We start from the raw sequence: 17806 nt of genomic DNA on the forward strand, positions 1-17806 counted from the left end.
TTATTCATCCTCCCCCACTTCAAAGGTGACGTGGTTCTCGATCCACTCACGCCGTGGTGGGACTTTGTCACCCATCAAAACGGTTACCAGCTTCTCACAGTGAGCGAGGTCTTCCAGTTCAACCTTAATGAGCTTGCGCGTCTCAGGGTCCATGGTTGTTTCCCAGAGCTGATCGGCGTTCATCTCACCCAAACCTTTGTAGCGCTGCACTTCAGCACCGCGTCCAGCCTTTTTCAATGCCTGTTCCAGCTCGTAATCGCTCCAACAATAGATTGCCTCTGTCTGCTTGCCCTTGCTCTGCTTTTTCACCTGATACAAAGGTGGTTGCGCAATATACAAGTGACCAGCTGCAATCATCGGGCGCATGTAGCGGAAGAAGAAGGTCAAGAGCAGCGTTTGAATGTGCGAGCCGTCAACGTCCGCGTCAGACATGATGATGACTTTGTCAAATGCACAGTTTTCGATGGAAAACTCTTCGCCAATATCGGTTTCAAGCACCTCGAGGATCGTGCGGAACTCTTCATTCGCCAATACCTCGGATAGCTTTGCTTTTTCTGTGTTCAACGGCTTCCCGCGCAGGCTGAACAAAGCTTGGAACTCTGAATTACGCGCCTGCTTTGCAGAGCCACCCGCAGAATCCCCCTCGACGAGGAAGAGCTCGTTGCGCTTGGAGTCTCTGTATTGCGGCGGAGTGAACTTTTCCGAAATCGATTTGCGCTTTTTCGCGGTTTTGCCTTTCTTGTCGCCGCGCAGGGCTTCGCGTTGTTTGCGCAGCTCTTCGCGAATCTCAGCAGAACGCAATGCCTTGTCAATCAGCAGCTTGCCTATTTCCGGATTTTCCTCGAGGAAGAAGCCTAGCTTTTCGGAAACAATCTGTTCTACGATTGCCCGTGCTTCTTCGTTCCCCAGCTTGTCTTTTGTTTGGGACTCAAACTGGACGTCAGCCATTTGCAATGACAATACACCGAGGAAACCTTCCCGCAAATCGTTTCCAGTTAAGTTCGGGTCCTTTTCTTTCAAGTACCCTTTTTTCCGGGCAAATTCGTTAAAGATCCGGGTTGTACCGTTGCGGAAGCCCGTAACATGAGTTCCACCGTCCGCTGTTACAATGGAGTTGACATAGGACACCAGTGTCTCTGCATAGCCGTCATTGTACTGAAAAGCCAGTTCAACGTAGATATTGTCCTTTTCCCCTTCGAAGTAAACGATCGGATGGAGCGTATTTTTCCCCTCGTTCAAATAAGAAACGTATGATTTCAAGCCATCTTCGAAATAAAACTCTTCCCGTTTCTTTTCAGGACCACGCTCGTCATTCAAAACCATGCGCAGCTTTTTCAAAAGGAATGCCGTCTCACGGAATCGATCACGAATGGTCTCATAATCAAAGCGAGCGTTGCCAAACACCGCGTCATCCGGGAGAAAACGTACCGTTGTTCCAGTGCGTTTGGTGTTCCCTGTGATTTCAAGACCGGTAACCGGTTTACCAACATGCTCAGTTCCATTTGCATCTACAACATATTCAAAGCGTTGCTTATGAATTTTGCCTTCCCGATGGATTTCAACCTCAAGCCATTTGGACAAGGCCACAACAACACTGGAACCTACTCCGTGCAAGCCACCACTTTTTTTATATCCGCCACCGCCGAATTTACCACCGGCATGGAGCGTCGTAAAAATGACTTCTGGTACAGGTCGGCCAGTCTTGTGCATACCCGTTGGAATTCCGCGCCCATGGTCCTCTACACTGACACTTCCATCCTTGTACAAAGTGACGATGATGCTATCATTAACGCCGGCAAGCGCCTCGTCTTTGGCATTATCTACAATTTCCCACAGCAGATGATGCAGGCCACGCGAGCCCGTGGAGCCTATGTACATTCCAGGGCGCTTTCGAACGGCAATCAAGCCTTCTAAGACCTGAATATCTTCTTCCGTATACGTTAATGTTTGCTGTGTTTCTGTTTCCTTCAATCGCGCTCTCCCCTCTACTCTTCGGACACGTAGAAAAACGATCATGCCTTTTTTACTGATGGCTAGCGTCGTATTCACCTTTTTTGAAAAACGCCGAGATGATTCAATCACCATTGAGAGGAACGTTTTCCTAATAAAAGCGAACACTTAATCGCTATTGTACCGTATGGTTCCCATAGTATTCAACGCCAGTAGCAAAATGGGGCAAAAAAGCCACCTCGCCCCTAGCGAGATGGCCGATTCTTCTCAGTATTCCTCGTTCTCATTCGTTCTGTACATGACAAGCTTATTCCATTAATTAGTGTAGCACTATTGGTGAAGATTGGTCAAAATGAAAAACCAAAACATTTGTTTCCCTTTCTCTATTTCTTCCCCCACTGCGTAAATCCTGCTACTATCAAGGAAAATATGTCAATTGGTTCTTATGTAGCGTTCACAAACGTGCCTCAGGTATTTCCATTCATTCGCTCTTTGGCTTTGGACATCCTAAAAAGGCATCGATTCCTGAGGCGAAAAAGGGGGGACTACATTTGATCAGTGCTACCAAGCCGTTTGTCAAATTCCATAAGTATGATGCTGAGCTAGCTTCTGACGTTCATGCGTTAAATTCCGCCGGATACAACAGTGATGACATCTGGGTTTTGAAATGGAATCCAGATAAAAATCACTCCAATCAACGAAACAATTTTTATAAATACAGCACCCACTTTGAAAGTGCCGTCGGTCACATTGACAGCATGGCGCATTTCTTTGACAATGGCGGTGAAGAATTGCGTACCCGTCTCGAAAAGCTAGGTCTTACGAAAGACGAGTGCTCGGCATTGGTTCGGGAACTGCAAGAAACCGACTATACATGCCTTCTCGTTGTACGAGACCTTAAGGATAACATTATTAAAATGAATGACTGATGACCGCAAGAAAAAGCCACTGCTCGGTTTCTAACGCCAGCAGTGGCTTGTTTCATTCTTACCGGGATTACTTGTCTTCTTTAATGAGTTCGATGCCTTCCAGCACTTCGTTCAGCTTCGCGTAAACAGTGCTTTCCTCATCTTCTTCCAATGGTACCATTTCGCCGCCGTCCACTTGGAATACGAAGATATCTACTTCTTCATCTTCTTCGCTTTCTTCATCTTCCACAGCTTCAGCCAAGGCAATATATTCTTTACCGTTCAGGTCGAACATAGCCAATACTTCGAAATCCCCCAACGGTTCACCATTTTCATCGTCCAATGTAATGATATCGCCCAACTCGAGGTCTTTGTTCTCTTCTGTCAATGTGTTCACGTCCTTATGCAGATATTCGTATTCTGTTCCATCATACCGTTTTTTTCCGGGAGAAGCAAACAGGCGAAAAACTCTGTGCCTTGCCTGTCCATGAAAAACAACCTACCGCGTAAGGCAGGTTGTTAGCTGATTACTCACTATACTCTTGAAGAACACCTTTTTCAAGCAAAAACGCTTCTTCTGCCTGAAGAATCGTCACGATCGCTTCGCGTTTGACGTACATCCCAGCAGATGCCAGACGGCTCTCAATCGCACGAAGCAGCTCTTCAAAATCAATGATCTGCACTTGTTCATCGCTCACATAAAAACCTCCCTTTTCCCATGCACCTTTTTCATTGTACACGAACAGGTCGTTTCTTCCAACTCCACCATTTTCGGCGAATTGGTTTTAACAAATAAGCGCTCCAGATGATGAGGATAAAGGAAAGAACGAAGTACACACATGAGAAAAACAACCACGGTGCAAAAGTGATGTCATCGGATTGATCGAAAGACTCGCCTAAAATATCGAACAACACGATAATAGGGTTCATCCCTGCCAGCATCTGTAGCTCATACATGCTCCAAACATTGGAATTGATGTACCGTTCCGGATGCGCCTGTTGCAAGGACTCCCCGATAAAAAAGAACAACAAGCCAGTACCTACTACAAAAAAGAAGGCAATGCCGTATGTGGTGACCGTCGAAATCGACGTTCGTTTAATCCAAGTGGAGCAGAACAATCCCAACGACCCGAGAAAAAACATATTCACCGCGAGAAAAAGGACGAGTTGGGCCATTTGTTCCGGGGAGACGCTCCCGTACAGCATTACGATACTGTACAAAGGCATCGAGGCAATCAAAAGCAGCGTGGAGAACGCCAAAGACGTAATGAGCTTGCTCAAAATAATCGTGCGCGTCGACAATTGGGTCGTCAGCAAAATATGCAAGGTCTGGCGTTCTCTCTCCCCACTGATCGCTCCAGCAGTCAGGGCAGGTGCCACAAAGCAAACCATCGCGTAGTGTATCCCCGCAGATATCAGAAACAGATCCTGGTTATCCCCTAACGATTCGGCCTTCAGGGGGTCCATGAGCAAAAAGCCCATCGGTATTCCCCCCATGACAAATAAGTAAATCGCTAATATGAGCATGGTCTTTCTCGAGCGGAATCTTTCCCGCATTTCTTTTACCAAAAGTGGATTGAACAAGAAGTCGCTCACTCCATACCGACTCCTTCCGTAATCGCTAAGAAGACGTCTTCTAAATCTTTCTTGGAATCGCCATAGTAGACGACTGCGACCTGCTCATCCAGCAGTTCTTGAAGCAATTCAGCTTTTTGTTGCTCCGTCCCTTGAAAGTAGAAGCGAAAGCCTCCCATATAGTCTGTCAATTGATGGACATACGGAGAGCTCGCTAATAGAAGTCCGGCTTTGTCCAAATTCCGCAGGGCTCTCAGTTGCATCCGGCTTTGCCCTGTATCCCGATTGCTGACCTCATGCACAGACCCATACGCAATTAATCTGCCTTTTTCAATGACACCAATATCATCACACAGCTCGGCTAGCTCCGGCAAAACATGGGAGCTGATAATAATCGTCTTGCCCATTTCGCGTAGCTGTTTCATAATTTCGCGCAACTCGATACGAGCTCGCGGGTCCAGTCCTGATGCGGGTTCATCCAAAATCAGCACGGCCGGATCATGTACGAGACAACGCGCTAACCCCAGACGCTGTTGCATGCCTCGAGACAAAGAATCGACGAAAGCGTCTGCTTTGTGAGACAAATTCACCAGTTCTAAAAGATCACCGACGAGTGCCCGTCTTTTCGAGGCAGGAATTTTGTATGCTCCAGCATAAAACTCCAAATACTCCACCGCTGTCAAATTGTCATATACACCAAAAAAATCGGGCATGTAGCCAACAGACTGGCGCACACTTGCAGGGTCTTTTCGTACATTGTAGCCACAGACAAAGGCTTCCCCTTCACTCTGTTCCAAAAGGGTGGACAAGATGAGCATCGTGGTAGATTTTCCGGCGCCATTTGGACCAATGAAACCGAACACCTTTCCTGGCTCAATGGAAAGGTTCAAATCCGTCAACGCTTGCAAATTGCCGTATCTTTTTCCTAAATGAACGGTTTCAATTACCATTTCCGCACCCCCTCTACCTGGAAAATTGGCTCTGGTAGAGCTAATCGCGACGTTCCATTGTGGGAAAAACGAAGCAATAACGATTGATTTGGCGTCAAGACTTGCTGGAGTTCATTATCGAGGACAAGTCTCGTCCCGCGTTCAACAGGTATCCACCTACCGCTCTTTTGGTGGAAATATTCGATTCTAAAAGGCTTGAATGAACTGTGATTCAATGGTACCGTTATCCGCTTCATATTGATGGCAGCTTTGTCTGACCGCAGCTCAAATGTAATGCTACCCTTTCCAAGCTGCCAAATGTATCCGGTATTGTCGAAGTCTCCTACCACTTCATACATTTCGGCATCTAGCAAACCATAAGGAAAAGTCACTAGACCTTGTTCATTCGGCTGGAATTGAATAGACTGCTGAATGACATTCCAGTAATTCGCTTGGTGAGGCACCTGCATTGTCATCAGAGGAAGAGGCTCTTTCGTTGTACCGATGATACTTACCTGATTCCCCTCTTCATAATCAACGACTCTTTCCTGCATTTCCTTGATTCGTTCTTCTATTGTTTGCAATTCGTTTGTTGCCTTTGGTTTTCTTGGCATAAACAGGGGTTCAAGCACACTGTCAACCTGCTTTTCTTCGCCCTTTTTCAATGGCCCAAGCGGAATTCGTTGAAAACCAATTTCAATATAAGTTTGATCGTAAGCAAACTCTGTATTGTTTTTCACTTTCCCTTGCAGCCGATTTTCATTAATTCGCAAGGAAGCATCAAAAGCCCCCATGTCGTGCTTTACGCCGATAGCAATTGCTTGTTTCGGTGTCAAATAGGGGAGATTACGGAAAGAGAGAACCTCTTCACCAACCATTAACCCCTCTGGTCGATAATCATTTCGCCCGACTGTCAAAGGCAGGGCAGCGATCGAAGGTTCGAGCTGAACATCGTATTCGTTCTGATCCACCCCTAAAAACGTAGTGGCTGAGCGAACATGAGCCAGTGACTCATCTAATATGTCGATCTTGGTTACGGCATAGCTGGTACTCGTTTTCACAACAGCAGGCTTTCCAACCGCGAATATAGCAACGGTCAAGAAAATTCCTCCTGCTGGGATGACTCCCCACGCCCATTCAGGTTTTCTCATTCTTTTTAGAACGAAGTATGTCAATGGTGCAAGTACAATTACATATCCGCCCCACAACGCCACCATCCAGATCGGCGGAGGCGTTTGTACTTCAGGAATCTTCTTGCTCAAATCAAGAAAAGGCCGGGTCATTTGATCCATAAAAGGCTTCTCTTCAAAAATCTTCTTGGCGCCATGCTGGGTCATTGCATTCTGCCACAGTTGTGGATTGAACTGCCACGATGCCAACGGCTCTGCTGTCACATCATAGTTGACAAATAGCAGCAACCCTCTGCCGTACGATTTTGACACAAATAAGGGCATGTCACGGTTGTATACACCGATACTGCCATTTGGCGCGACTTTTGCAATGTCATACTCACTAAGTGCTTGCTGCAGATCAATATTACCGGCTTTTCCGGCTTCCACAGGGAGAATATCAGCAAACCGCTGGATCATCCCATCTTGATTGGGACCTGCCGAAACAACCACGATCCCTCCCAGCTGGATCCACTCCTTGATCGCTGCCATCTGTTGATCATTTATTGTGGAGCCGCTATTGCCTGCCAGCGCTAACATGTCTATGTTTTCGTAAATCCACGATTGGTCAGGCAACATTTGTTCCGTGAGATTTTGTACGGACAAGGGGCGATTCATTTTGGATTGTGACTGATTGACGGCAAGGAAGTGAAACGCATTGCCCTCCTCACTAATCACCCCAATGGTGCGGCCGTCTGTTGGATATGAGATTCGCAGCTTTTCACTTTTGAGAACTTGACCGTTTTGCGTTACCTGGACGTACCAATCATCGAGCAATATTTGGGAAGGCATATCAAAGTAAACGGTTGTGCTCTTTCCTTGCTCGAGTTTTATTGGACGCCGAAGCTTAAATTCATTATTTTTTTTGACTTGTCGCTGCGATAACTCTACGGCCCCTGTGAAATTCTGTTCCTGGCTGGTTACCTTAACGTTTAGTCTCATCCATGATTCATATTTGACGATCCCACTTAAAGGTATTTCGAATTGTATGTCTATGTTGCTCTCTGCCATAGCTGGGCGTATCGAAAAGCTAAGCCATGTGATGACAAAGATTAACATCCATTTCCATCTCATGCTTGTTCCTCCGCTCATTTTCGTGACGCCAAAGAGATAACCAGTTGTTGCAGCTGATCATGGCGTGAGATAAGCAGTAAGTGCTTACCTTGGTTTGCCCAGTTTCCTTTGATCAGCTCTTCAGATGACTGGTTTCGCAATGGTAGCTCGCGTGTCACAAAAGGCTCTACACCCACGTTTACTTCCATCAGCGTTCCGTTTGGGTGTGTATAGGTCAATTTCGTATCGGAGCTCCACGATGCCCACTGTCCCACTGCAAGCGGGGTAACTTTCCCCGTTCGCATTTCCATCAGCTGTACTTCACCTGCTTTATTGAAGGCAAGCAAGCTTCCATCTGGCGACCATTCAGGCTGAGAGCCTTCTACAAGCTTCCATTCTTGGAACGAAACTGTGCTGCTCACCCAAATTTCTTCGACGCCATTTTTCGAGCGGGTAAAGGCAAGCGAATCATCATGTTCAGACCAGCTTGGTGAAGCGTATAATACTCCTTCTTCTTCCTTCAGCAATCGGCTGCTTCCCATGCTGTAAGCCGTCGGCATCTCCACAATCCATATCCGCGATAATTTTTTATCCTGCTCGACGACAGCGATTTGCTTTCCAGAATTAGACCATGCTACCCCGGTGTATTTGCCTTCTGTTGGCGGCAATTTGATCGTGACTGGCTTTAATTCCTCGTCGATTGGAATGGTTTTCAGCTCTGTATTGTTATTGATATAAGCTAGCTGAGTGGCTTTGCGATCAATGTCAACAAGCTCCACGGCTGCTTGTGCTGGCAGTTTAAGGACTTCATGCTCTCGAACGGCAAGAGAGGTATTGTTCCACCACACAAATCCGCCTATGGCAAGGGTGAGCGCAGCAGCAGCGATTCCGCTCCAAACTAACTTCCCAAGCTTTTTGGGTGCGGCATTTGGAGCCTTTGTCTGTTTGGCCTCGAGATCTCTCATTTTCTGGAGCAATTGCTTTTTCAGGTCTGATTTTAGCTGATAATTGACTGGAACCGATCCGCGCATCTGCTTCAAATGGGCTAGGAGTTGGGTTACGGTCTGATCATCCGATTGATGATCCTGGGGGTGTTTCTCCTCTTCTCTCATTCGGAGTCCCCCCTCTCATACATCTTCTGAAGTTTTTGTAATCCGCGATAAGAAATCATTTTGATACTCGATTCTGTTTTGCCGAGCACCTCAGCTACCTGACTGATTTTGAGGTCAGCAAAGTACCGGAGCATCAACACGTCACGTTGATCCTGAGACAACAAGTCCAGACGATCACGAAGCAGACGAATCTCTTCATTCGTCAGCGCCTGTCGCTCCGGCTGCCATGTGTCATCCGGTTCTGCTCCTAGAAAATCTTCCTGGTCAACAGGTAACTCCCTGTTTTTCCGCATAAAATCCACATATGTATTGTGAGCAATACGAAAAATCCATGATGCGAATGGACTTGTTCTGCTATATTGCTCGAATTTTTCTAGTGCTTTTAAAAAGACCACGGTGGTCAAATCATCGGCATCCCACGTACTTTGAACCCGGCATCGTAAATACCGGTTGACGCGATCAAAATATTCGTCATACAGTTCCGTAAATGGACGAGATTCATAATAATCTCCGGATGATGGCCCCGACGGTTGCTTCATAGCCATTCCCATTTGCGTTTTCCTCGGTTTCTTCCAGACTGAAGCATGTTCTCAGAATGGACTTTCTCCACTGCATTCTGAGACTACTCTAACTAAGTAATACGTATTACTTAGTTAGAGTAGTCTCAGAATGTGGCAAAGTTTTTTGAATTATTTCCCTAATGCGGCATCTAATGCTATCTGAATGTCTTGAACAGCTTCAATTCCGACCGATAACCGTACCAGTCCCATCGTGATTCCCGTTTCCTTGCGCTGCTCTTCAGAAAAAGCACGGTGGGACGTCGTAACTGGATGAGATACACTCGTCTCCACACCTGCAAGAGACGGAGCCAGCTTGATCCAGTCAAGCGCCCGGTAAAAGTCGTAAATCTTCGTCTCTTCTGCCAGAACAAAGGATACCATTGCTCCCTGTTTTTGCATTGAAAAAAAGAAGGTATCTGTAGGACTTGGGTAATGCACTCGTCCAACTGCAGGATGAGCACGAAGAAACGCAGCGATCTGGCTGGCATTATCGCATTGACGCTCCATTCTCACTGCCAATGTTTTCAAACCGCGCGATGTCAACCAGGCCTCAAAAGGACTGAGCGATGCACCGTAATTGGCTACGATCTCAGTGGCACGCTTGATCGTCGCCTGTGATCCAACCAGAACACCTGACGTCACATCGCTATGTCCCCCAATGTATTTGGTTCCACTATGTACCACGAGATCTGCTCCAAATGATACGGGTTGTACCAAATACGGAGTCGCGAACGTATTATCCACCATGACGGTTAAGCCAAGACTTTTTGCTTCCTTGATCCAGTAAGGTAGATCTACCACAGTCAATAGCGGATTGGTGATAGTCTCCACGAAAAACAGCCGCGTCGTTGGGCGAACATGATCAGCAAGCTTTGTCATTCGACCAAGCTGGATGCACTCAAGCTCGATCCCAAATCGCGACAGCTCCTTGTGCAGAAGAGCGTAGGTACCGCCATAAATTTCATGGGAAGCCAGCACGTGATCCCCAGGGGAAAGAACAGCAAGTAAACCAGCCATGATCGCTCCCATACCGGAGGCAGCACTGACACCTGCTTCTGCACCTTCTAAAACAGCGATAGCATGAGCCAGCTCAGCTTGGTTCGGATTGCCATTTCGGGTGTACAAATATTCTCCTTCGCCGACGTAGTACGCTTCTACTTCTTCCAAGCCTTCGAAGGCAAAAACAGAGGTTTGAAAAATCGGTGTCGTTTTGCTCTTTACTCCCCGCAAAGGATCATGTCCGATATGTACCGTTTTGGTCTCAAATCGCTCTGCCACATTGATCACCCTTTTCTCCCAATCATACCACGCGAGATTGGAAAGGAAACTAGCGGATTGGCAAAAGCTCGACTATTTGTGTTATAATTCGAAACCGAACCACCCAACAGTATGAAACAAAGGAAGGTGCATAAGATGAGAAAGATGATGACAACTCTGTTCACATGTCTGACGGCAATCGCCTTGGTTACGGGTTGTTCTACAGGAAGCAATGAAGCCGCTCCTAATCAGCCGACTACGCCAGCAGAGAAACCAGCATCCAAAGAGCCAGCTAACCCACCGGGTCCAACCGGAGAGAAGAAATACGAGAAGGCTCCGGCTATGCAGATTGACAAAGCAAAGGACTATCAAGCGAAAATCTCTACTTCCATGGGAGACATCACGATCGATCTGTTTGAAAAAGACGCTCCAATTGCTGTCAATAACTTCGTTTTCCTCGCAAAGGACAAGTTCTATGACGGCATCACGTTCCACCGCGTTATGAAAGACTTCATGATTCAAACAGGTGATCCATTGGGTAATGGCATGGGTGGCCCTGGCTACACGTTTGAAGACGAATTGAAAAATGGTCATAAATACGAACCAGGCGTAGTTGCCATGGCGAATTCCGGTAAAAACACGAATGGTAGCCAATTCTTCATTGGTTCTGGACCTGACGTGACAGGATTGGACAACTCTCCGAACTACACGATTTTCGGAAAAGTCACGGGTGGTATGGATATCGTTCAAAAAATTGCCGGAACAAAAGTAAAGAAAAACCCACAAACGGGTGAACCAAGTGTTCCTGAGCAAACGATTACCATTAAAACCATTACGATTACGGAAAAATAAGCTCAAACTGCACACGAAAGCCACTTTCTCAACAGGAAAGTGGCTTTTTTTATCGAGGAAACATCTGTTTATGAAAGCACTTTCATGAATCGAATCATTTTGTAAATAGTTCTATGGTACCAATTACCTCTTGAACCATTCCGATCAGACCGCTAGACTTGCAAAAGACCTGATTCGCTTCCGCAATCAAAACGCAAAGAGCGAAAAGGAGTGGTTCACACCATGTTGACACGTGAAGCGCCAACGCGCTTTTTCTTCTTTTTGAACAGTTTTGGCTTGATGCTGTTATGCTTATTTGTCACACCGACAAGTGCAATGGCACCACAACCAATACAAATCCTCCCTGTTCTCGATAGTGCAACGGCGCCATCGGAACAAGTTTCGAAGAAGGAAAAGACACCAACCACATCTGCTGCAGCAGTAAAACGCAAGTCTGTGCAGGTTAGTCGTGATAGTCGTCCAAAAGTGGTTCGGAATGGAAAAGTGAAAGTTTCGGAGAGGGATATGGAACTGCTCGCCCGGTTAGTGTATGCGGAAGGCCGGGGAGAACCGTATGAAGGACAGGTAGCGATTGCTGCCGTTGTATTGAATCGGGTTGCTTCAGATGATTTTCCAAATACGGTACGGGAGGTTATTTATGCTCCCAATGCGTTTTCGCCTGTCCATGACGGCAATTTGACACATAAATTAAATGAGAGTACGAGAAAAGCGGTCCAGGACGCGGTCAATGGAAAGGATCCAAGCAACGGTTCCCTGTACTTCTTTAACCCGGATACGGCTACTTCCAAGTGGATTTGGTCACGTCCTGTAACGGTTGAGATCGGTAACCATCGTTTTGCTCGTTAACGCGCTACTTCCCGAAAAAGATTTAATAATACTTTATTTTTATTTAATGGATGTTTTACTTTTGCTTGCTATGTTGTAGGTGTAAGCACTTTTTCAACGCATTGAGAAAAAGTTCGATTATCTTCTTTGGATGACTTTTTAACGTAAGCATGTTTAGATCGTTTATTCAATCTGAGTATGCCTACGCTAATAGCTTTGATTGATTGACTGTTTTGGGTGAGAGCAAACCAGTCATAGAACAATCAGTCGTTCTTTTTCTCAATCGCCCCCAATAATTAGGCATTCCCAACGTGGGAATGCCCCTTTTTTTATTAAAATCCGTATATAGACATACCGCCATCAACCGAAAGCGTTTGACCGGATATGTAGGAAGCGGCATCAGAGGACAAGAAAATCGCTGGTCCTACCAAGTCCTCGACATCCCCGATGCGGCCACTTGGCGTTCTCTGCAATACCTCTTGGACGAACGCTTCGTCACTAAGCAAGCTCTCCGTTAATGGCGTACGAAAATACCACGGCGCGATCGCATTTACGTTGACCCCAAACTTGCTCCATTCTAATGCCAGCACCCGCGTCATCTGGATGAGCCCTGCTTTGCTGGCACCATACGCGACACCCGTACGAAGTGCTACTACACCTGCGACCGAAGCAATATTGACGATTCTTCCATAGCGCTGCTCGCACATGATCTTGCCTGCAGCTTGACTCATAAAAAACGCTGCTTTCAAATTCAAATCCACTACCCTGTCCCACTCTTCTTCCGTTACCTCATGAGCTTTTTTGCGAATATTCATTCCTGCATTGTTGATCAGGATATGAACACCCCCTAGTCCTTCGACTGCCTGCTTCACAACATGGTCCGCTGCATCAGACACAGTCAAGTCAGCCTCGACAGGAACAGCCAGTCCGCCTTTTGCTTCAATCTCCGATACCACCTCTTGCAAGTCGGAAGCTGTTCGCGAGACCACCGCAACCTGTGCACCCGCTTCTGCGATTCCCAACGCAAGTGCCTTCCCAATTCCTCTGCCCGCACCTGTGATGATTGCTTTTTTTCCATGCAAATCAAAACGTGTCATTTTCGAAACGACTCCCCCTTTCGTTTCCTTAGAGGATTCTGCATCCATCGCCTTTTCCCTTGTCTTTTGCTACAATATACATGTATGGAAAGGGGGCAGTCCGTTGCGTTTGTACAGTCAGATGACACTCGCCGAGCTGCAGGAGGAAATGGAGCGCCTGCACGTAGAAGCGAAAGAGAAAAAGGAGCTTGGTGATCACTCACAGCTTGCGATCATTACACAAAAGTACTTTATGGCGAAATCGTACTATTTAGGAACGGGTGAGTTCCGAATCGGCAGCAAATACAGCGTGCCTGATTATGATCAGCCATTTACAATCGACTATTTCAACGGCGTCTTTGCTTGGGGACGTTTCCCTGATTCGGATGAACAGACGGGTTTTCCAGTAGGAATGCTGGAACTGTGGTTCGACTAGAAAAAAGAGATCGGCACTCGCACTCTTGTGCATGCCGATCTCTTTTTTCTTGCCCGGGCACATGCCGAAGCAGTATGGATATACTAAAAAAAACGAAAGTGAGCCAACCCGCTTATGGACTGGATTTCTATCATCCTTTTGGTATTACTGGCGCTCGGTGTCGTCGGCAACAACGCCACCGTCTCCATTGCTGTTGCGATTCTTCTCTTAATGAGGCTCCTGTCATTGGACCGATATTTCCCTCTACTCGAGCAGCATGGATTACAGCTCGGAATTATTATATTGACGATTGGCATCATGACCCCGTTGGCAAGCGGCAAGATCAATCCTTCGTCCATCTTGGAGATTTTTACGAATTGGCATTCGTTACTGGCCGTTGCTGTCGGTATGTTTGTGGCTTACCTCGCGGGAAAAGGAACGGCCTTGATGACCCAAAATCCATTGATCGTGACAGGCCTTCTGTTAGGTACAATCGCTGGTGTCACTTTTTTCCGCGGTGTTGCAGTCGGTCCTTTAATTGCAGCAGGGATTCTCGCCTTTATTTTGCAATTTCTCCCGAAGTGATTAGGTCCAGCGCTCTTTCAGTTGAAGGCCATAGGCCAAAATTTGCTGTGGCGTGACCATGCGAAAGCCTTGCTGCGCACGATAATCAATCGTAAGCACATCAGACCCGATATAGGCGATCGTTTCGCGATCTATCAGAAACGTCAAAGAATCGACCTGGTAGACTTCATCTTCTGGACCTTGGGTATCCCACCACAACGCATACTCTACATTCATCCCGCAGCCACCGACTAGCTCACCGTTGATCCGAATGGGCTTGTCCGTATTGGCTATGCGTTCTACTGCTTCTTTTGTCACTTTTACTATCATATTTGGTGCCACCCTTCTCATGATTTTCCAGCATGCTGGATGCATCATCTCTTACATGATAGCATACAATGCTTGAAAGGCAGCAGAAAGGACGATCATCTATGAATATCTACGAACAAGATGGGATTTTTGTCGCGGAAACGGAGTTCCAATCGGAGCACGTTGTCATTTTTGCGAATACGTGGGAGGAAGCCAAGGAAAAACTACTCGTTCGGCTTCTCGTACTAGAAATGATTGGTTGAATAAAAAGCGGGTCGCCCAGTAGACCTGCTTTTTTCCATGTGAAAAACAACAAGGAGCACCCATACCGATGACAGATAAGACAGCAACGAAAATAGCCGAGCAGCACTTGGTTGCTCAAATCAGACAAGCAACAGCCAAAGCCAATCGCAACAATGTGACCCGCACACAAGCATACCTCGCCTTTTATCTCGAGCACCAAGAGGTTCACTGGGCATTATTGGCCCATCTGGTCTCACGAAATGGCGGGTGGAACATGACCGATTTAAAAGGAGAATGGCTACCGCTTATCATGGATGCACAAGCAATCGAGCCGTTTTTTTGGTTTTTGGAAAGATGCAACTGGCTGATTTTTCACGATGCCTATCCACAATTACTTCTGTATGCGGAGATGAAACGAACGGGGACAGATTTAACCAACCTTTTGGCGCCACTTGGTGTTTCAGTCTTTATGCAACCGTATTGGCAAGAGTTCCTCGTATCCAAAGACAGTGCGAACCTTACACATGCACTCATCGTCAATGAGCAGCAATATATCGAACAGCGTGTCGTACAGAAGCCGTTTACCCTGAATCATATTTTTGCTTCGTTTGCTTTCGTCGCCCAATCTGCTCTCTCGATGAATCAAGTGCTCATTCCTTATAAAGCGCACCCTACTGACCGCCGACTCAGCTTGATCGGGTTGAATGTTCATCATTTTCCCGATGTCAGAAACCGCATTCAGGTCGGAAAGTCGTTGTACCACCAATTGTTTGGGGAGCGGTTTCGCTTCGAGAAAATACTGTCCTACTGCTCTCGTATTCCTCATACAGGCTCACGCGCAGATTATTGGCCGCATTTGTTCACACCTCATCATGCACCTTCCACCACAGAAGGCGAGTACCAACTACGCTTGGATGGACATGAGTTGCTAGAAGGAAGTCCGCGGATATACAGCCCACGTCTTCAAGATGCATGGGCTGATTATGGACACGATCCGGCAGATGGGGTAGATTGGTTTCGAGATGAAAAATGGCACGAGGTCGTGAAAGAACCCGCTTCCCTGCCAACCATCGACAGTGATTCTTATGTGCGTTCACTGCAATGGATCGAATACGGAGTCAAACTCGTCTCAGCAATCACGTAGCTTGGAGAGGAGATCAGTCCCATGGAAAAATGGATGCAAGAAATGGTGTTGAATCAAACAAGTTTTTTGCTATCCTGCCAATTGCCGAGCGGTACCTTTCGCCTCGGACCCCAACGTGATCAAATCAATCCTTACTTTACCAACCTGGGTGTTATTTCCCTCATCCGAATGAAGGAGGTAGAGGCTGTTCGCGGTCATCTCGATTGGTATTTGCAAAACCTGAATGCGAACGGCTACATCAATGATTTTCGTCTTGAACAGGGCAGAGAAATCGATACCGGCACAAATGATAGCGAAGATAGCTACCACACCACTTATTTCAGCCTGCTTGCAGAATGGATACGGGCAACGGGGCGTATAGATTGGCTGCATGCCAACCACGCTACACTCTTGTCCCTACTCCAAGCAGTTGCCCGCCTTCAACAGAAAGACGGTTTGACTTGGGCAAAGCATTCGTATCGGGTTAAATATTTGATGGACAATTGCGAGGTGGCCAAGGGGCTGGCAGATGCTTCGTATTTATTTTCGTTAATCGGTGATGTGAATGCTGCCGAGGAAGCGGCTTCACGTGCGAAAGCCTGTGAGCTTGGTATCAGTGGGATGTACAGTCGAATTCGCAAGTCGTATGCCATGTATGATCGCACGTACCCCGGCTGGCGAAAATGGTACCCGGACGTCACTTCCCAAGCGTTTCCGATTGTATACAGCATGACAGATGCCAACACGGCCTCGCTGCTTTACCAAAGGATCACAGACGCTTTCCCGCATTTTGATACGTTTCAAACTGGTGATTTATACCCTTGGATGACGATGGGGGTATGCGCGCAAATGATGGGTGATAAAACACGGGTGAAAACCATGCTCGTGACCGCCACAGACTTGTACATACACGGCCCCAGGTACCCGTACTGGCTCATTCAAGATGCCGGACGCTATATTGAATTATTACTGGACGTGGATTCATCAGGTTCAGATAAGAGTTGCTCTACCCAACGATAGCAACGCTCCAGTTGCTCGTCTGTTACTAGGTCGGAACGATGCTCGAACATAATCTTTACATGTGGGTTCTCCTTTCTGATGATCGTCAGGTAGTCTTCAATCGGAGCCCACCCTTCTTCCGGTTTACATTCAGGAAGAACGGGAAAGTGAACGAATTCAACCTTGTCAGCAGTCACCTTCATACTCTTCAAATGAATGCTCCACGCATATTTCGTATACGTTTGAATGACGTCACGCGCATTGAAAAAAGGGTCGATTTTTTCTTGCAGGAACAATCGGCCGGTATCGAGACAGAGCTTGATCGTTGGATATTTCCGGAGCAAGGACTCTAAAAATTCTGTCTCATACACATATCGATTGAGCGCATCGAATTCAAGGACTGGCGTGAAGTGATACTCCTTGCCTTTCTCAGCCAACCACGCAAAGACCTGCTCACTACGATATTGAAATTCTTCTTCCGAGTAGGCTTGCTCCCATACATAATCTCGACAATCATGAAAACGCCACACATTCCAGTCGACGCGATCGTCTAAAATGACAGGCTTCGGATAATGGAATAAGACATAGGTTGGCTGAATGAATGACATAAACGCCAGTTCTCTCTCGATCCTTTCAAATGCCTCGGCTCTTGTCTGATCATGAGCATCCATGAATAATGCATCCCGCAGCTCGGACTGACCTGCACGCAGCGGAAAATGAACACCAATCGCAAATCCTTTTGCTTGAGATTCACGCTGTAGTTGTTGGATATCCTCCTCTGAATCAAACAAGCATGCCTCGATTCCGTAAAAGCCCTCCTTAAAATCTCGTTTGTATTTTCCCTGATCAAAGCCTCCATATTGACCAATCATGAAATTTTTCATTCG

Annotated in this window: 20 protein-coding genes; 8 read left to right on the top strand and 12 right to left on the bottom strand. The window is 46.8% G+C overall.

Annotation, left to right across the window (positions count from 1 at the left end; genetic code table 11):
• Entirely contained in the window at window positions 1-1971 is a 1971-nt protein-coding gene (locus tag KB186_RS02165; RefSeq protein WP_173607873.1) for a DNA gyrase/topoisomerase IV subunit B, read from the bottom strand.
• Window positions 1972-2501: 530 nt separating this feature from the next.
• Between KB186_RS02165 and KB186_RS02170 the strand changes: the two genes are divergently transcribed.
• The gene (locus KB186_RS02170) at window positions 2502-2879 is read left to right on the top strand and encodes a YflT domain-containing protein (RefSeq protein ID WP_173607874.1); all 378 of its coding nucleotides are present in this window, start codon (window positions 2502-2504) and stop codon (window positions 2877-2879) included.
• Between the two features lie 67 nt (window positions 2880-2946).
• Here KB186_RS02170 and KB186_RS02175 read toward each other — a convergent pair whose 3' ends face one another.
• From KB186_RS02175 to KB186_RS02210, 8 genes are all read right to left on the bottom strand, one after another.
• Window positions 2947-3246: a DUF1292 domain-containing protein gene (locus KB186_RS02175; RefSeq protein WP_007718819.1), complete on the bottom strand. Its 300-nt coding sequence runs from the start codon at window positions 3244-3246 to the stop codon at window positions 2947-2949.
• Window positions 3247-3385: 139 nt separating this feature from the next.
• Complete coding sequence (locus KB186_RS02180) at window positions 3386-3556, bottom strand: hypothetical protein (protein WP_370646634.1); 171 nt, start codon at window positions 3554-3556, stop codon at window positions 3386-3388.
• A gap of 31 nt (window positions 3557-3587) precedes the next feature.
• Entirely contained in the window at window positions 3588-4454 is an 867-nt protein-coding gene (locus KB186_RS02185; protein ID WP_173607876.1) for an ABC transporter permease, read from the bottom strand.
• Complete coding sequence (locus KB186_RS02190; protein ID WP_173607877.1) at window positions 4451-5383, bottom strand: ABC transporter ATP-binding protein; 933 nt, start codon at window positions 5381-5383, stop codon at window positions 4451-4453. Before KB186_RS02190 ends, KB186_RS02185 begins: the two co-directional genes overlap by 4 nt.
• Window positions 5377-7605: a hypothetical protein gene (locus KB186_RS02195; protein ID WP_173607878.1), complete on the bottom strand. Its 2229-nt coding sequence runs from the start codon at window positions 7603-7605 to the stop codon at window positions 5377-5379. The genes KB186_RS02190 and KB186_RS02195 overlap by 7 nt, the downstream gene beginning before the upstream one ends.
• 14 nt (window positions 7606-7619) lie before the next feature.
• On the bottom strand, window positions 7620-8696 hold the full coding sequence (locus tag KB186_RS02200) for a TolB family protein (RefSeq protein ID WP_221868623.1): 1077 nt from the start codon (window positions 8694-8696) through the stop codon (window positions 7620-7622).
• Window positions 8693-9247 carry an RNA polymerase sigma factor gene (locus KB186_RS02205; RefSeq protein ID WP_047067599.1) on the bottom strand — a complete coding sequence of 185 codons (555 nt, stop codon included), beginning with the start codon at window positions 9245-9247 and terminating at the stop codon, window positions 8693-8695. The genes KB186_RS02200 and KB186_RS02205 overlap by 4 nt, the downstream gene beginning before the upstream one ends.
• Before the next feature lie 138 nt (window positions 9248-9385).
• Window positions 9386-10543: a trans-sulfuration enzyme family protein gene (locus KB186_RS02210; RefSeq protein ID WP_173607880.1), complete on the bottom strand. Its 1158-nt coding sequence runs from the start codon at window positions 10541-10543 to the stop codon at window positions 9386-9388.
• A 126-nt stretch (window positions 10544-10669) separates the two neighbouring features.
• Here KB186_RS02210 and KB186_RS02215 point away from each other — a divergent pair, with 126 nt between their 5' ends.
• Complete coding sequence (locus KB186_RS02215; RefSeq protein WP_173607881.1) at window positions 10670-11365, top strand: peptidylprolyl isomerase; 696 nt, start codon at window positions 10670-10672, stop codon at window positions 11363-11365.
• 222 nt (window positions 11366-11587) lie between these two features.
• A complete protein-coding gene (locus KB186_RS02220; protein WP_173607882.1) occupies window positions 11588-12211 on the top strand; it encodes a cell wall hydrolase in 624 nt (207 codons plus the stop codon).
• A gap of 311 nt (window positions 12212-12522) precedes the next feature.
• On the opposite strand, the gene KB186_RS02225 is transcribed toward KB186_RS02220, so the two are convergent.
• A complete protein-coding gene (locus KB186_RS02225) occupies window positions 12523-13287 on the bottom strand; it encodes an SDR family NAD(P)-dependent oxidoreductase (protein ID WP_221868625.1) in 765 nt (254 codons plus the stop codon).
• A 103-nt stretch (window positions 13288-13390) separates the two neighbouring features.
• On the opposite strand from KB186_RS02225, the gene KB186_RS02230 reads away from it, so the two are divergent.
• Entirely contained in the window at window positions 13391-13702 is a 312-nt protein-coding gene (locus KB186_RS02230; protein ID WP_047067608.1) for a YfhH family protein, read from the top strand.
• A gap of 114 nt (window positions 13703-13816) precedes the next feature.
• Window positions 13817-14266, top strand: a complete 450-nt coding sequence (locus tag KB186_RS02235; RefSeq protein WP_232773032.1) for a DUF441 domain-containing protein — start codon at window positions 13817-13819, stop codon at window positions 14264-14266.
• Here the strand turns inward: KB186_RS02235 and KB186_RS02240 are convergent, their stop codons facing one another.
• Window positions 14267-14575: an iron-sulfur cluster biosynthesis family protein gene (locus KB186_RS02240; RefSeq protein ID WP_232773033.1), complete on the bottom strand. Its 309-nt coding sequence runs from the start codon at window positions 14573-14575 to the stop codon at window positions 14267-14269.
• Between the two features lie 101 nt (window positions 14576-14676).
• On the opposite strand from KB186_RS02240, the gene KB186_RS02245 reads away from it, so the two are divergent.
• The 3 genes from KB186_RS02245 (at window position 14677) to KB186_RS02255 (ending at window position 16940) form a co-directional block, all read left to right on the top strand.
• Window positions 14677-14817: a hypothetical protein gene (locus KB186_RS02245; RefSeq protein WP_007718846.1), complete on the top strand. Its 141-nt coding sequence runs from the start codon at window positions 14677-14679 to the stop codon at window positions 14815-14817.
• Window positions 14818-14885: 68 nt separating this feature from the next.
• Window positions 14886-15941 (top strand): DUF2515 family protein, encoded by a 1056-nt coding sequence (locus KB186_RS02250; RefSeq protein WP_232773034.1) that lies wholly within the window; start codon window positions 14886-14888, stop codon window positions 15939-15941.
• A 21-nt stretch (window positions 15942-15962) separates the two neighbouring features.
• The gene (locus KB186_RS02255; protein ID WP_232773035.1) at window positions 15963-16940 is read left to right on the top strand and encodes a hypothetical protein; all 978 of its coding nucleotides are present in this window, start codon (window positions 15963-15965) and stop codon (window positions 16938-16940) included.
• Here KB186_RS02255 and KB186_RS02260 read toward each other — a convergent pair.
• Window positions 16874-17803 (bottom strand): sugar phosphate isomerase/epimerase family protein, encoded by a 930-nt coding sequence (locus tag KB186_RS02260; protein WP_232773036.1) that lies wholly within the window; start codon window positions 17801-17803, stop codon window positions 16874-16876. The genes KB186_RS02255 and KB186_RS02260 overlap by 67 nt on opposite strands.
• Window positions 17804-17806: the final 3 nt, after the last annotated feature.

This window comes from Brevibacillus sp. AF8, from assembly GCF_021270385.1.
Classification (GTDB): domain Bacteria; phylum Bacillota; class Bacilli; order Brevibacillales; family Brevibacillaceae; genus Brevibacillus.